The organism is Brevundimonas sp., assembly GCF_030656255.1.
In the GTDB taxonomy this organism is placed as follows: Bacteria; Pseudomonadota; Alphaproteobacteria; order Caulobacterales; family Caulobacteraceae; genus Brevundimonas.
This window is the reverse complement of the sequence record NZ_JAUSOE010000026.1, coordinates 17,296-30,440: the sequence shown is the minus strand read 5'-3', so window position 1 is coordinate 30,440 and position 13,145 is coordinate 17,296. Positions and strand designations below refer to the sequence as shown.

The 13,145-nt window shown below is 67.4% G+C and carries 15 protein-coding genes; 6 read left to right on the top strand and 9 right to left on the bottom strand.

The features are described 5' to 3' along the window. The first annotated feature begins 16 nt into the window (after positions 1-16). The 3 genes from Q7J26_RS02335 to Q7J26_RS02325 are packed head-to-tail and all read left to right on the top strand — an operon-like array spanning position 17 to position 1,126. A complete protein-coding gene (locus Q7J26_RS02335; protein ID WP_304934905.1) occupies positions 17-475 on the top strand; it encodes a DNA polymerase III subunit chi in 459 nt (152 codons plus the stop codon). An 11-nt stretch (positions 476-486) separates the two neighbouring features. Beyond that, positions 487-801 (top strand): hypothetical protein, encoded by a 315-nt coding sequence (locus Q7J26_RS02330; protein WP_304934904.1) that lies wholly within the window; start codon positions 487-489, stop codon positions 799-801. Between the two features lie 25 nt (positions 802-826). Next, entirely contained in the window at positions 827-1,126 is a 300-nt protein-coding gene (locus Q7J26_RS02325) for a hemolysin (RefSeq protein WP_304934903.1), read from the top strand. Between the two features lie 4 nt (positions 1,127-1,130). Here the strand turns inward: Q7J26_RS02325 and Q7J26_RS02320 are convergent, their stop codons facing one another. After that, positions 1,131-2,057: a LysR family transcriptional regulator gene (locus Q7J26_RS02320; RefSeq protein WP_304934902.1), complete on the bottom strand. Its 927-nt coding sequence runs from the start codon at positions 2,055-2,057 to the stop codon at positions 1,131-1,133. 118 nt (positions 2,058-2,175) lie between these two features. Between Q7J26_RS02320 and Q7J26_RS02315 the strand changes: the two genes are divergently transcribed. Further along, positions 2,176-2,874, top strand: a complete 699-nt coding sequence (locus Q7J26_RS02315) for a pirin family protein (RefSeq protein ID WP_304934901.1) — start codon at positions 2,176-2,178, stop codon at positions 2,872-2,874. Between the two features lie 92 nt (positions 2,875-2,966). Here Q7J26_RS02315 and pip read toward each other — a convergent pair whose 3' ends face one another. Next, on the bottom strand, positions 2,967-3,941 hold the full coding sequence (gene pip, locus Q7J26_RS02310; protein WP_304934900.1) for a prolyl aminopeptidase: 975 nt from the start codon (positions 3,939-3,941) through the stop codon (positions 2,967-2,969). A gap of 46 nt (positions 3,942-3,987) precedes the next feature. Next, entirely contained in the window at positions 3,988-4,344 is a 357-nt protein-coding gene (locus Q7J26_RS02305; protein ID WP_304934899.1) for a DUF423 domain-containing protein, read from the bottom strand. 48 nt (positions 4,345-4,392) lie between these two features. On the opposite strand from Q7J26_RS02305, the gene Q7J26_RS02300 reads away from it, so the two are divergent. After that, positions 4,393-5,562: an MFS transporter gene (locus Q7J26_RS02300; RefSeq protein WP_370651895.1), complete on the top strand. Its 1,170-nt coding sequence runs from the start codon at positions 4,393-4,395 to the stop codon at positions 5,560-5,562. On the opposite strand, the gene Q7J26_RS02295 is transcribed toward Q7J26_RS02300, so the two are convergent. From Q7J26_RS02295 to Q7J26_RS02285, 3 genes are all read right to left on the bottom strand, one after another. After that, a complete protein-coding gene (locus tag Q7J26_RS02295; RefSeq protein WP_304934898.1) occupies positions 5,559-6,140 on the bottom strand; it encodes a hypothetical protein in 582 nt (193 codons plus the stop codon). The two genes, Q7J26_RS02300 and Q7J26_RS02295, sit on opposite strands and share 4 nt — an antisense overlap. Before the next feature lie 78 nt (positions 6,141-6,218). Then, entirely contained in the window at positions 6,219-8,894 is a 2,676-nt protein-coding gene (locus Q7J26_RS02290; RefSeq protein ID WP_304934897.1) for a tipN, read from the bottom strand. Positions 8,895-9,009: 115 nt separating this feature from the next. After that, the gene (locus tag Q7J26_RS02285) at positions 9,010-9,189 is read right to left on the bottom strand and encodes a hypothetical protein (RefSeq protein ID WP_304934896.1); all 180 of its coding nucleotides are present in this window, start codon (positions 9,187-9,189) and stop codon (positions 9,010-9,012) included. A 162-nt stretch (positions 9,190-9,351) separates the two neighbouring features. On the opposite strand from Q7J26_RS02285, the gene Q7J26_RS02280 reads away from it, so the two are divergent. Beyond that, a complete protein-coding gene (locus Q7J26_RS02280) occupies positions 9,352-10,830 on the top strand; it encodes a phospholipase D-like domain-containing protein (RefSeq protein WP_304934895.1) in 1,479 nt (492 codons plus the stop codon). Here the strand turns inward: Q7J26_RS02280 and Q7J26_RS02275 are convergent, their stop codons facing one another. The 3 genes from Q7J26_RS02275 to Q7J26_RS02265 all read right to left on the bottom strand — a co-directional run bounded on the left by Q7J26_RS02275 (position 10,831) and on the right by Q7J26_RS02265 (position 13,109). Beyond that, positions 10,831-11,568, bottom strand: a complete 738-nt coding sequence (locus Q7J26_RS02275) for an endonuclease/exonuclease/phosphatase family protein (protein ID WP_304934894.1) — start codon at positions 11,566-11,568, stop codon at positions 10,831-10,833. It lies immediately after the preceding gene. A gap of 75 nt (positions 11,569-11,643) precedes the next feature. Beyond that, the gene (locus tag Q7J26_RS02270; RefSeq protein ID WP_304934893.1) at positions 11,644-12,324 is read right to left on the bottom strand and encodes a TPM domain-containing protein; all 681 of its coding nucleotides are present in this window, start codon (positions 12,322-12,324) and stop codon (positions 11,644-11,646) included. After that, complete coding sequence (locus tag Q7J26_RS02265; RefSeq protein WP_304934892.1) at positions 12,324-13,109, bottom strand: YgcG family protein; 786 nt, start codon at positions 13,107-13,109, stop codon at positions 12,324-12,326. Before Q7J26_RS02265 ends, Q7J26_RS02270 begins: the two co-directional genes overlap by 1 nt. Between the last annotated feature and the right edge of the window lie 36 nt (positions 13,110-13,145).

Genomic DNA, 13,145 nt, shown 5'->3' with positions numbered 1-13,145 from the left:
CCGGAGATAGAGCCGGGTGAGCGACAAGCCCGAAATCTGGTTCTACCACCTGGAGCGCTCCACGCTGGACCAGGTGTTGCCGACCCTGCTCGAGAAGACGCTCGAGCGGAGCTGGCGCGCCATGATCAAGTCGTCGCACGCCCATCGGCTGGACGATATCGACGAGCGTCTGTGGAGTTTTCACGAAGAGAGCTTCCTGCCGCATGGCCGGGCCGATCAGCCCCATGCGGATCGCCAGCCTGTGCTGCTGAGCGAATCGGGAGAGAACCTGAACGGCGCTCAGGCGCTGTTCATCGTCGACGACGCAGAACTGGGCGTGACGGAAGGGTTTGAACGATGCTTCATTATTTTCGACGGTCGGGACGAGCCGGCGCTGCAACACGCACGCGGGCGCTGGAAGACGCTGAAAGAACAGGGCGCCAATCTGGCCTATTGGCGTCAAACGGACGAAGGGCGCTGGGAAAAGGCGGCCTGATCGCCGGCTTCGTGGGGCTGGGGCTGCTGGCGGCCTGTTCGACGCCTGTCGCCGATCAGCCGGCGCCCCGCACGGTCGAACGCGCCCAGTTGAACCCGCCCGTCGGCAGCCGCATGCCGACCGGACAGACGACCGACATCTGCAAGGCCGGCGAGATGCAGTATCTGGTCGGCAAGTCCCGGACCGAGATTCCCGTGCCGGTGGATGTGGTGAACCGCCGCGTCACTTGCACCACCTGTCCTGTGACCCAGGACTATTCGGCCTATCGTCTGAACATCTTCTACAACACCGACAGCGGCATCATCGAGCAGGTCCGCTGCGGCTAGGCTGCGACGTATCCCGGAGACGACCATGAAGACCACCTTCATCCTGAGTTCCCTGATGGCCGCCGGACTTGCGTTGTCCGCCTGCGCCCAAACACCCGCAACCGCCCCTGCGCCGGGTGGCGAGACCGCCTTCAAGGCCTGCAAGGTCGAGGATTATCAGGCCTATGTCGGTCGCAACCGTTCGGCAGTGCCTGCTGCGCCGCTAGGACAGAGCTTCCGCGTTCTGTGCGCCACCTGCGCCGCAACCATGGACTATCGCGAGAACCGGGTAAACTTCGTCTATGACGACGCCTCGGGCGTGATCCAGCAGGTCAAGTGCGGCTGAAGCGTCAGCGCCCGACCGTATCGCCGGGCCACAGAGGGCCGCTGAACCGTTTGGCCAGATAGTCCATCAGGGCCGTGACCCGCGCCGGTCGCGGCCCGCCGCCCGGTGCGACCAGATGCAGGGCGATGGGCGCAAGGCGCCAGTCGGTCATCACGGTCTCCAGATGACCGTCGGCCACGTCCTTCCAGTAGATGAAGTCCGGCTGGGGAAACACGCCTAGGCCCGCGCACAGCGAGGCGGTCAGGGCGTCGGAGTTGTTGGCCCGCAAAGGGCCGCGCGGCCGGACCGACACCTCCTCGCCCGCGTCATTGATGAACCGCCAGACATCGGGCGTGGGCATGTAGGCGTAGCCGAGACAGGCGTGACGCTCCAGATCGTGCGGATGGGTCGGGCGCCCGCGCTGGGCCAGATAGTCCGGCGAGGCCACAAGCCGGCGCTCGACAGGCCTCAGGCGACGCGCCGTTAGGGAGGAATCGGGCAGGGCGGCGATGCGCAGGGCGCAATCGAATCCGCCTCCGACCAGGTCGATCACCTCGTCCGACAGGTGAAGATCAATGGAGACATCGGGGTGGCGCGCCAGAAACTCCGGCAGGGCCGGGGCCACATAGGCCATGCCGAAGGACATCGGGGCTGCCAGCCGCACCAGGCCTCGCGGCGTCACAGACATATCCAAGGCTTCGGACACCGCGCCCTCGGCCTCGGCCAGCATCTGAGCCGCTCGCGCCGCCAACGTGCGGCCGGCGTCGGTCAGGGCAAAGCGGCGCGAGGTCCGGTGCAGCAGGGTGGTCTTCAGCTGCTGTTCCAGCCGCGTCACAGCCTTGGACACAGTCGCCTTGGACAGGCCCAGACTGTCGGCCGCGCCGGAGAAGGACTGGCTCTCGGCCACCTTGGCGAAGATGGCCATGGCTTCAAGGTCAGGCAGGCGGGACATGAAGCGCTCTCGGCTGGGAAACGATGAGTTTCAGGTGTTTCTATTTCTGTTCGGTCGTCGATCTCTATCTTGGCGTCAAGTCAATGACGCCGGGACGGCCCGGCCTGAGGATACTCCGATGATCGAGCGCAGATCTTTTGAATCGCTGGGCGGCGCCAACCACGGTTGGCTGAACGCTAAGCATCACTTCTCCTTCGCCAACTATTATGATCCCAAGCGGATGAGCTGGGGCAATCTGCGGGTCTGGAACGACGACGAGATCGCCGCCGGCACCGGCTTCCCGCCCCACCCCCACGCCGATATGGAGATCATCACCTATGTCCGCGACGGGGCCATCACCCACGAGGACAGCCTGGGCAACAAGGGCCGCACCGTGGCCGGCGACGTCCAGGTGATGAGCGCCGGCACCGGTATCCGCCACTCGGAGTACAACGCCGAGCCGGACCTGACCCGGATCTTCCAGATCTGGATCGAGCCGACCAAGCGCGGCGAGGCGCCCAGCTGGGGCACCAAACCCTTCCCCAAGGGCGAGCGTTCGGGCCAGTTCGTGGTCCTGGCCTCGGGCTTTGAAGGCGATGCGGATGCGCTGCCGATCCGCACTGATGCGCGGATCGTGGCGGCCACGCTGAAGGCCGGCGACAGCGCCGACTATGCGCTGGGCGCGACCCGCCGGGCCTATCTGGTGCCGGCCAAGGGCGAGATCGAGGTCAATGGCGTTCGGTTGAACGCCCGTGACGGCGCCGCCATCGCCCAGGAGGATGTCGTGACGGTCACGGCGATCTCGGACGCTGAAATCGTGCTGGTGGACGCAGCCTAGGTCATCCGATCAACCGGGCCGCACAAGGCCCGGACGCCATCAGGCTGAATAGCAAAAGCCGCCGTTCCCTTCGGAGCGGCGGCTTTTCGTGGCTAGAGGCCGGCGGCCCAATCGGTGGCGCGGACCAGACTGTCGACGATGCCCGGTTCCGAAGACGCGTGGCCGGCGTCGGCCACGATATCCAGCCTGGCCTCGGGCCAGGCCCGGTGCAGGGACCAGGCGCTAGCGATGGGGGTGACGACATCGAACCGGCCCTGGGCGATCCAGCAGGGGATGTGGCGCATCCGGTCCACATTCTTCACGATCCAGCCGTCCTCGGGGAAGAAGCCGGCGTTGGTGAAGAACCAGTTCTCAATCCGGGCGAAGGCGACGGCGAATTCAGGTTCGGCGAACTTGTCCGGCTTGGCCTTGGGGCCCTCGACGCTGACCGTCTCGCCTTCCCAACTGGACCAGGCGACCGCGCAGCGCTCGCGGTCAGCCACGTCGTCGCCGATCAGACGCTTGTAATAGGCGCCCATCAGGTCGCCGCGCTCGGCTTCGGGTATGGGGGCGACAAACCTTTCCCAGGCGTCTGGGAAGATCATCGAGGCGCCGTCCTGATAGAACCAGTGCAGCTCCTTCTTGGTCAGCAGGAAGATGCCGCGCAGAACCAGGGCCAGGACCCGTTCCGGATGGGTGATGGCGTAGGCCATGGAAAGGGTCGAGCCCCAGGACCCGCCGAACACCACCCATTTGTCGACGCCGCAGCGCTCGCGCAGCCGTTCGATATCCTCGATCAAGGTCCAGGTGGTGTTGTCTTCCAGCGAGGCGTTGGGGCGGGATTGGCCGCAACCGCGCTGATCGAACATAATGATCCGATACTGGGCCGGATCGAAGAAACGACGCATGCCGGGATTGACGGCGCCGCCGGGTCCGCCGTGCAGCACCAGGACCGGCCGGCCCTGCGGATTGCCGCTTTCCTCATAATAGATTTCGTGGACGCCGTCGGTGGTCATCCAGCCGGAGGCGAAGGGTTCGATCTCGGGATAGAGTTCGCGACGCGGCTCGACGGGCGTGGGGAAGGCCATGCTTTCGAGGTCTTTCTATTGGGCCCGTATGCGGCCTTACTGAGGATTAGGAACGCAATGCCGCAAAGGCCAGGCAAAGCCAACCGGCGATCATCAGCAGTCCGCCGATCGGGGCGACGGCGCCCATGACGGGCAGGCTGAGCAGGGCGAGGATGGCCAGGGCCAGCGAGAAGACGAGCCCGCCCGCCGCCCCCAGCCAGCCGGCGATCCGCGCCCATCGCCCGCCGCCGGTCCACAGGGCGCAAGCCAGGGCGAAGACGGCGTGGGCCAGTTGGTAATGGGTGCCGGTGGACAGCAGCGTCTTGACCTGAGGCCCCGTCCCATGGGCCGCAAAGGCGCCGAGGGCGACGGCCAGGGCCCCATTGAGCGCGGCGAAGACGATCAGATTGCGACTCGGTGTCATGCAACGAACCTAACCTGACGAATCCGGGAAGTCTGCTATGCGCGGGCGATGGAATTGGGATCCAGATCGCGTGCGGCGCTGCAATACGTCCTGATGTTCGGCGGATTGGGCGTCAGCCTGCCTTACGCCGGCCTGTGGATGCGCGCCCAGGGGCTGAGCGGGGCGGAGATCGGTGTTCTTCTGGCGGCGCCCATGCTGGGCCGGCTGGTCACGGGTCCCGCCCTGGCGGTCTGGGCCGATGGTTTTCGCTATCGCCGCACGCCCATCGCGCTTCTCGCCGCCGTGGCCGGCCTGGGATACGGGGCCGCGGGCCTGTCCGAGGGATTCGCAGCATGGGCGGTCTGCTGGTTCATCGGCGCGACGGGGGCGGCGGCGATCATCCCCCTGACCGACGTGCTTGCCTTGCGGCTGGCGCGTCGTGAGGGGTTCAGCTTCGCCGTGCCGCGTGGGTTCGGGTCAGCCGCCTTTGTCGTGGCCAATATCGCCGTGGGCTTCATCCTTCGGGCGACGGGACCCGAGGCGGTCATCATCGGCGTGACCCTGGCCTGTCTGGGCATAGCGGTCGTGGCCTGGCGGGTGCTGCCTGCCGAGCCGGTGCACGACGGCCCACCGATCCCCGGCTGGGATCGGTTTCGGGGCATGGGGCGACTGTTGAAAGATCCGGTTCTGGTGACGGCCCTGGTCGCCATCGGCGCGGTGCAGGCGGCCCATGCCTTCTACTATGGTTTCTCCGCCATCGTTTGGCGGGGCCAAGGGATCGAATCGCATCTGACTGGGCTGTTGTGGGCCTTCGCCGTGGCGGCCGAGATCGGCTTCATGTGGATTGTCGATCCCTGGCGTCGGCGGCGCGGGATCGGAGCCTGGTCGCTGCTGGCGCTCGCTGCGTTGGCGGCTGTGCTGCGCTGGGGGCTGATGGCGGCGGTTCCCACGCTGTGGGCCTTGTGGCCGCTCCAGGCGCTGCACGCCCTCAGTTTTGCGGCCAGCTATCTGGCCGGGATCGAACTGATCGAGCGGCTGGCGCCCCGCGACAGCCAGACGGCGGCCCAGACCCTGAGTTCCACCTTATCGGCGGGGGTTCTGATCGGCTTGGCGACCCTGGCCAGCGGTCCGCTGTATGACGCCTATGGCGCCGGCGGTTATCTGGCGATGGCGGGGCTGGCCGGGTTGGGCCTGATCGCCGTCATGGCTTTGAAACCGATGCTGGTTGCTCGGGCCTAGGTTCGCGGGGACAGGGCCATATGGCCGGCCATGATCGAGGCGGCGGCCTTGACCGCCTTCTTCACCGCCGTCTCATCGGCGGACGCCGGCGTGCGCAACAGGCCCACGGCGGGGGTGTGCGGCCCATCGTCGAGGTCGGCCAGAATGCGATAGAGCAGATAAGAGCCGGCGTCGTCCTCGGCCTCTGACGAAGCTTCGGCGGGCAGGCCGGAGGCGTGAAGGGCGCGCAGGATGTCGGCGACCGGGGCGGTCGTGCGGGCCAACCCCGGACCGGTGACGGACAGACGGTCCTTTCGATCCAAAGCCCGGTTTTCAGCCCGCATCTGGAGGCGGAAGCCGGCGCCCTTCTGGGTGCGGCCGACCAATAGAACTGCGCGGCAGTCGCCGGACTTCAGATAGGCGCCCAAGGCGTCGGCCAGGGCGTCCGGGTCGCCCTTGGACACGCGGATCGTACGGGCGCCTGGGGGGCTCCAAGCTTCGCCCGACAGATCCTCGACCAGATCCCAGCCGCTCTCGCCGTCATAAGCGCAGATCGCGATACCGGGGCGTCGGTCCGGCCGGTCGGTCTCGTCCGTCATTTTGACCCTAACCCCGCCCAGCGCGTGACGTTTTCGTGACCAAGGCAGGTGGCTCGAACTTGGGTCCGCCGTCAAGCCTCAACCGAGGTCGCCCACCGCAGCATCCAGCAACATGAAGGCGCGCCCTCCGTCAGAGGCCAGCCGGTTCTGCACGGCCAGGGTGTCGCCGGCCCGCGCATAGGACGAAATGTCCTGTGCAAACACGGCCACATAGCGTTCGGCGTCGGTGCGCAGTTCCGGGTCGCTGAGCACGCGGCGCGAGACGCTGCGGACGGCCGCCGGAGCCACGCGACGGACGATGCGACGTGCGCCGTCGGCGTCGCCGTTTCCAAGCAGACGCGCCGCCTCTTCCACGCGTGAACGGGGCAGGAGCGCATTGGGATCAACGCCCATGCGGCGGATGGCGGCGGCGACTCGCTCCGACAGGGCGGCGGTTTCGGCAGGGCTGGCCGTCGGGGTGTCCAGTTCCAGCGGTTGATCGTCGCGCCCGTTGGACACCAGATCATTCCAGTCGAGGCCGGCGTCCGGCGTCGGCGCGGCGCGTGGCGTTTCCGTCGGAGCGAGACGCAGACGATTACGAAGCCCGAAGCCTCTGTCGGCCGCCTTGTCTTCCGGCAACGGCTCTGTCGGGGTCGCGCTTCGCGGCTGGCGAAGACGTTCCGGCTCGGGCGGAGCCTCGCGAAGCCGGCCGGTCGGGGCGTCGCCGGACACCACGCCCATCAGACGCACGGCCTCGGTCAGCATGTCATAGTTGCGGCGAACCCGTTCCTGGAAGCCGACATCCAGAGCCTCGGTGTCCTCGGCGGCCTTGCGCGAGGCGGCGGCGAGCGAGGCCAGGCCTTCCTCTACGCTGGCCCGCACGGCGTCGACGCGGGCGCGCGCCTGTTCCGGCAGGCGGGCGGCGCGTTCGTCCACATCGGCCACGGCGGTGTCGATCTCCGACAGGGCCGAGTTGAGGCGATCCACCAGGCTTTCCAACCGCTTGACCATCCGCTCTCCGGCCTCATCGACCAGGCCGGAGGTCTGGCCGACGATGCGACGGGCGTCCTCGATCCGGGCGTCGGCGGCCTGATCGGCCTTTTGGGCCGCCTCGAACAGGGCCTCGCCCAGCCGGTCGGCGCGCAGTCGCGCCTGTTCGGAGGCGTCGGCGGCGGCGGCGCGGGAGTCTTCCGCCGTGGCGCGCATCTGTTCCAGGGCGCGGCGGGTTTCCTCCATCAGGGTATCGCGGGCGTCGGCGGCCAGGGCCTCGAACCGATCCAGCGAAACCTTGGTGGCGGCGTCGAAACCGTCAGCCTCGCGCTGGGACATGTCCACCAGGGCGCGGAACTGGTCGCCGGCGGCTTCCAGGATCTCGCGCAGGCTCTCGATCGAGGTCTGAGACGTCCGGCCCATTTCATCGGCGGCGGTGCGTGTCGCCGACAGATTTTCGACGAGTTGGGCGCGCTGGCTCTCGACCTGGGCGGAGAAGTCCTCCTGATCGGTACGCAGGGCGTAGGCGGCCGTGACCAGAGCGGCGCGCTGCTGGCTCAGCCCCTGTTCAACCGACTGAATCTGTTCGGCCACGCCGGATCCGGCGTTTTCCAGGCGGATGGTCTGGCGGGCCAGGTCATCGGCGGCGACGCGGGCGGCGTCCTGGGCCTCGCCGGCGGCGGCGGCCAGATCGGCGGCGCGAGCGGCCAGGGCGGCTTCGGCCTCGCGGAGTTGGGCCTGGGCCAGGTCGGAGGCGTCGGCGACCATGCGCGACTGACGCTCGACCGCATCGATGACGCCTGTGGCCTGGCTGTCGAGATGGACGCCCAGTGTCTGCATCTGATCACGCTCGCGCGCCAGGTTTTCGGTCAGGCGACGCGCCGTACGGCCGGCGTTCTCAGCCGCCGCGTTCAGGCGATCCGTCTCCTCGGCCAGGGCCTGGCGCAACAGGACCATGTCGTTACGAGCGCGTTCGGCCGCGAGGGCTGCGTGGTCGATATCGGTCCGTAGGGAATTCAGCACCTGGCCGGTCTGCTGGGCGGCCAGGGCGGTGGGGGCGACCAGGGCCTCGGCCATATCGCGGGCGCGCCGAGTCTCGGCGGCTAGGCCGGCGCCCTGACGGACAGCGTGGGCCAACATGATGGCGAGGCCGGCCGGGGCCAGCGCCATCAGGGCGTAGATGGCGAAGCGCAACGGATCCAGTTCCGACGCGCCGGAGCCGAACTCATAAGCCGCCCATGAAGCCACGCCGCCGATCCACAGGGCGGAGGCCAGGACGGCGATCAGATAGGCGGTCCGCCCGCTCGCGGTGGCTGCCGCACGGGCGGAAACGCTTGATCTCAGGGTCTGAGGCGACGACAGCTCGAACGGCGCCGGGGGCTTGCCTGCGGCCACGGCCATCTCGACAGCGGCGGAGGATTCGAACATCGGTTCCGGATCGATCTCCGGCGCGAGGGTCGGAATGACGTCAAGAGGTTCCACCGGCGGCGGGGCAGGCCTGGCCTCGGGCAGGGGCTCTGGCTTAGGTTTCAGAGCGGCTGCGGCGCGTTCCTCGGCCTGACGCGCCTCTTCCGCCAAACGGCGGCGGCGACGTTCGGACATGGGCCGTTCGGGAGGCCGCGCGGGCAGGGGCTCCATTTCCGCGTGCGGCTCGGCCTCAACCTTCAGCGTCGGCTCCACCTCGATCTCGGTTTCGGTGTCAGACGCAGGCGTATCGGACGCCTCGAGGGGCGGGACAGCCTCTTCGTTGGTCAGTTTAAGCGGCGGCCGGTTACGGGATTTCATCAGGCGTCGAGCTCGATTCATGCGCGCGGCGCGCGAAAACGCGCCGATTCGACCCTAGCGAGTCAAAACCCAAGGTCCAAGCCGTACAGATCCAACAGACGTGGACTGTTCGCGATCAGCAATCGCGCTTGGTTTCTGCAGTGAAGGCGGCGGCCTTGTCCGGACGGCAGTCTGAGCTGCGGTGCACTTCGCGCTCAGCAGGCTGGGGTGAATGGATATCAACGCCGAACTGCGACAATACGGCAGCCGCCAGCAATGCAATGAAGCCTGCGATCAGTTCCACAAGCGCCTGCATAGAAGGCGTCTCCCACAGCCCCCATGGCCGATTGTTTTATGCGCCTTTTTGGCGAACGTCACAATCCCGCTGCGTAAAGATTGACCGAGCGTGATGTGCATGAAACGGAGAAGGCGAGGGCGTCCGCATCGCGGTGTCATGCGAATCGGGCAGGCAGGCTGAATGACCCAAGACGGCGACAGCTATGACGGCAGTCTGCTGACCCCCGGAGCGGGCGTCTGGCGCAGCGAAATCGCGCACAGGTTTTCCATCCTGATGGAGAACGAAACCTATTTCGACGCCCTGTCCTCCGCCCTTCAGAAGGCGGAACGATCCATCGTCGTCCTGGGCTGGCAATTCGATCCCCGCACCCACCTGGACCCCGAGACCCGGCCCGGCGAAAAACAGCATGAAATCGGCCACCAGCTGCGCATGCTGGTGAAGCGCAAGCCGGACCTGGATATCCGGCTGCTGATCTGGAAGTCGCCCTTGCTGATCGCAGCGTCCCAGGGCTTCTATCCCCACCGGGCCCAGCGCTGGTTCCGCAAGCGGATGGTCGAGTTCCGTATGGACGCCCCTGGCCCCATCGGCGCCTGCCACCACCAGAAGGTCATCGTCATCGACGACCGCGTCGCCTTCTGCGGCGGAGGCGACATCTCGACGGATCGGTGGGATTCCGACGAGCATCTGGACGGAGATCCGCGTCGCGCCCTGCCGAACGGCGTGATCTGCAAGGCCCGGCATGAGGTGATGTGCGTGATGGATGGGCCGGCCGCTCGCGCCTTGGGCGATCTGGCGCGCGAACGCTGGTTCAAGGCGACCTGGGAACGGACCGTGCCGGACGAGGTGAAGAGCGACCCCTGGCCTGACGGCGTGCCGGTGCAGATGACCGAGGCGCCGGTCGGCATCGCCCGCACCGAACCCAAATGGAGCGGCCGCCACGAGGTGCGTGAGAACGAGGCCCTGTATCTGGAGGCGATCCGGCGGGCGAAGCGCCTGATCTATTTTGAGAACCAGTATTTCACCTCGCCGATCATCGCCGCCGCCCTGGCCGAGCGTCTGGCCGAGGTGGACGGTCCGGAAGTGGTGCTGGTTTCGACAGGCAAGAGCCCTAGCTGGTTCGACAGCATGACTATGGACACGGCCCGCGCCGAGGTGCTGTACCGGTTGGAAAGGGCCGATAAGTACAATCGCTTCTTCGCTTTCGCGCCCCTCACGGCGGAGGGCGACCGGATCATTGTCCACGCCAAGGTGTCGATCATCGATGATCGGCTGCTGCGGATCGGCTCGTCCAATCTGAACAACCGGTCGATGGGGCTGGACACCGAATGCGACGTCGCCGTCGAACCGACCGATGCCGCCGGTCGGGCGGTCATCGTCCATCACCGTCACCGCACCATCGGTCACTGGATCGGGGTTCCCGCCGACGATTTCGCGGCGGTGGAGGCGGTTTTGGGATCGACGGGGGCGGCCATTTGCAGCTTCGCCAGCGACCGGCTGAAGCCGCTGGGATCCGATCCGCCGACGCAGATCCAGCGGATCTTCGCCGAATGGCAACTGGGCGACCCCACCTCGTCGACGGACGCCTGGCGGCCGTGGAAGCGGCTGAACCGTTCGCACCGCACGCGCCCGGCGTCCGAAGGCGGTCAGGCCCCCGGCTAACTAGCTGACCGGCTGAACGATCTCGAAGTCGATGATCAGCGGCAGGTGATCCGAGGCGACCCGAGCCAGGGGCGAGAAGTCCGCCTTGACGCCGGTGATGCGGATTTCCGGGCTGACGAAACAATGGTCGATGCGGATCGCGGGGAAGCCCGAGGGGAAGGTCTTGACCGAGGGCTTCAGGTTCAACAGGCGCTGACAATCGCCCAATCGGCGCGCCAGCGTCTGGTAGGGGCGAGTGATCGAGGTGGCGTTGAAATCGCCTGCCAGCAGGGTGGGGCCGGTGCAACCGGCCAACCAGCCGGTCCCCGCCAAGGCCGCCGCCTGCAAGCGTTGTTCGCGCGGGACTAGGCCCAGATGGGTGGTCAGCACATTGACGCCGACGCCGCCGATCTGAATCTCGGACCAGATGGCGCCGCGCGGCTCCAGACCGGGGATGCCGCGCACCGTCGGCAGGGCGTCGGCGCGGATCAGCGTCTCCGGGTGCGGCGTCAGGATGGCGTCGCCATACAGTTCGGCCTCGACCCGCATGGCCGGATGGAACCGCGAGGTCATGGCCAGACCCTCGGCGATGGCTTCGGCCTGATCGACCTTGCCCGTCCGGGCGCGGCCGACGTCGAGTTCCTGAAGACAGACGATGTCCGCCTCGTGCTCGCCGATCACGGCGACGATGCGGTCCACGTCCAGGCGCTTGTCCGTCCCGACGCAGCGATGGACGTTATAGGTCAGAAGGCGGGGCATGATTTCCCAAGGACGTGTCCGAAACCTGCGGACGGCTAAGCCTTTTGGCCGTCGATTGCGACCCCGGTACGACGATCAAAGCAGGATCAGATGATCCGGCAACTCATTGGGATTATCGGCGCGCGGCGGGAAATGGGCCGCCAGGACACGGCCGCACTGGTCAATGGCCGCCTCGAAACCGGCGACCGGTCGGCCGGCCTTCAGTTCGCGGGTCAGGGCGGCGACGGCGTCGGCCCAGACCCCCTCATCGACCTTCTGGTGGATCAATTCGTCGGCGATCAGTTCGACCTGATGCTCCTTCAGAGCGGCGAAGATCAGCACGCCGGTGCGCTCGCGCGTGACGTGGACGCCGTGCGCCAGGAACTGTTGCAGGGCCGCCTTGCGCACACGGGCCCGACGCAGACCGCGCGGCGTGACCCAACGCAGGACCGGCGGGATACGGGTCAGCAGGAAGACCCCGACGAAGATCACCGCCTGGACCAAAGCGTAGAAGGCCAGGGCCTGACCGACGCCGGCGGCCTGGGCTGAGACGTGGGCGGCCTCCCAACCGTCGCCGAGCGGCCATGACAGATTGAAGCCCAAAGGGATGAGCGCGGTCGGCGCCAAAAGAGCGGCCCCGGCCGCCCAGGCCAGGCTGACGTCCAGATAGGATGAGACCCCGCGCGCGACGACGCAGAAGATTTCGCCCGAGGTGCCGCGCTCGGCCGAGGCGATGGCGCCGGCGACCCGCGCCCGGTCGTCCTTGGTAAATCGCATCACCATCCTCCCGAAGCCCCGCCACCGCCGAAGCTTCCGCCGCCGCCCCCAAATCCTCCTCCGCCCCCGCCGAAGCCGCCACCGCCGCCGCGACCGGCGTTTCTCAAAGCCTCGGAAGCCGCCCAGATCAGGATGGGGGTGACGCCGTCGCGACGATGGCGACGCCCGCGTCCGCCCGACCCGATGGCGCCGACCAGAAAGATGACGAAGATAAAACCGATGATGATGATCGGCAGGATCGGCGCGGCGGCGCCGCCCTCTGGCTCGGTCGCTGCGGCCGCCGCTCGCGCCTGGGCTTCGGCTGGATCGAGCACCAACTGAACGATCAGGGCGTCCACCCCCTTCACGATTCCAGCCTGATAGTCGCCGTCGCGGAAGGCCGGCAGGATGTCGTCGCGGATGACCATGGACGAGAAGGCGTCGGTCAGGATCGGCTCCAGCCCGTACCCGACTTCGATCCGCACCTTGCGTTCGGTCGGGGCGACGATCAGCAGGGCGCCGTTGTCGCCCTCCTTCTGCCCGATGCCCCAGGCGCGGCCCAGCTGATAGCCGTAGTCCTCGATCTCCTGGTCTTGCAGGCTGCGGACCGTGACCACGACCAGCTGATCGCTGGATTTGGCTTCGAGCGCCGCAAGCTTCTCCGTCAGCGCCTGTTCGGTCGCGGCGTCCAGCAGATCGGCCTGATCAACCACCCGCCCGGACAGGGGTGGAAAATCAAGCTTGGTCTGCGCCGTGGCCGGAAGGGCGAACAGCAGAACGGCCATCAGGCCGAACAGAGCCGTCACGACGCCCGCTGGACGCCGTGTCCGAACGGGGAGGGC

Excerpts from the sequence above, each read along its gene's own strand:
- Q7J26_RS02300 (WP_370651895.1), top strand. The coding sequence starts at position 4,393 with ATGGAATTGGGATCCAGATCGCGTGCGGCGCTGCAATACGTCCTGATG.
- Q7J26_RS02285 (WP_304934896.1), bottom strand. The coding sequence starts at position 9,189 with ATGCAGGCGCTTGTGGAACTGATCGCAGGCTTCATTGCATTGCTGGCG.
- Q7J26_RS02295 (WP_304934898.1), bottom strand. The coding sequence starts at position 6,140 with ATGACGGACGAGACCGACCGGCCGGACCGACGCCCCGGTATCGCGATC.
- Q7J26_RS02270 (WP_304934893.1), bottom strand. The coding sequence starts at position 12,324 with ATGCGATTTACCAAGGACGACCGGGCGCGGGTCGCCGGCGCCATCGCC.
- Q7J26_RS02325 (WP_304934903.1), top strand. The coding sequence starts at position 827 with ATGAAGACCACCTTCATCCTGAGTTCCCTGATGGCCGCCGGACTTGCG.
- Q7J26_RS02290 (WP_304934897.1), bottom strand. The coding sequence starts at position 8,894 with ATGAAATCCCGTAACCGGCCGCCGCTTAAACTGACCAACGAAGAGGCT.
- Q7J26_RS02320 (WP_304934902.1), bottom strand. The coding sequence starts at position 2,057 with ATGTCCCGCCTGCCTGACCTTGAAGCCATGGCCATCTTCGCCAAGGTG.
- Q7J26_RS02275 (WP_304934894.1), bottom strand. The coding sequence starts at position 11,568 with ATGCCCCGCCTTCTGACCTATAACGTCCATCGCTGCGTCGGGACGGAC.
- Q7J26_RS02305 (WP_304934899.1), bottom strand. The coding sequence starts at position 4,344 with ATGACACCGAGTCGCAATCTGATCGTCTTCGCCGCGCTCAATGGGGCC.
- Q7J26_RS02280 (WP_304934895.1), top strand. The coding sequence starts at position 9,352 with ATGACCCAAGACGGCGACAGCTATGACGGCAGTCTGCTGACCCCCGGA.
- pip (WP_304934900.1), bottom strand. The coding sequence starts at position 3,941 with ATGGCCTTCCCCACGCCCGTCGAGCCGCGTCGCGAACTCTATCCCGAG.
- Q7J26_RS02315 (WP_304934901.1), top strand. The coding sequence starts at position 2,176 with ATGATCGAGCGCAGATCTTTTGAATCGCTGGGCGGCGCCAACCACGGT.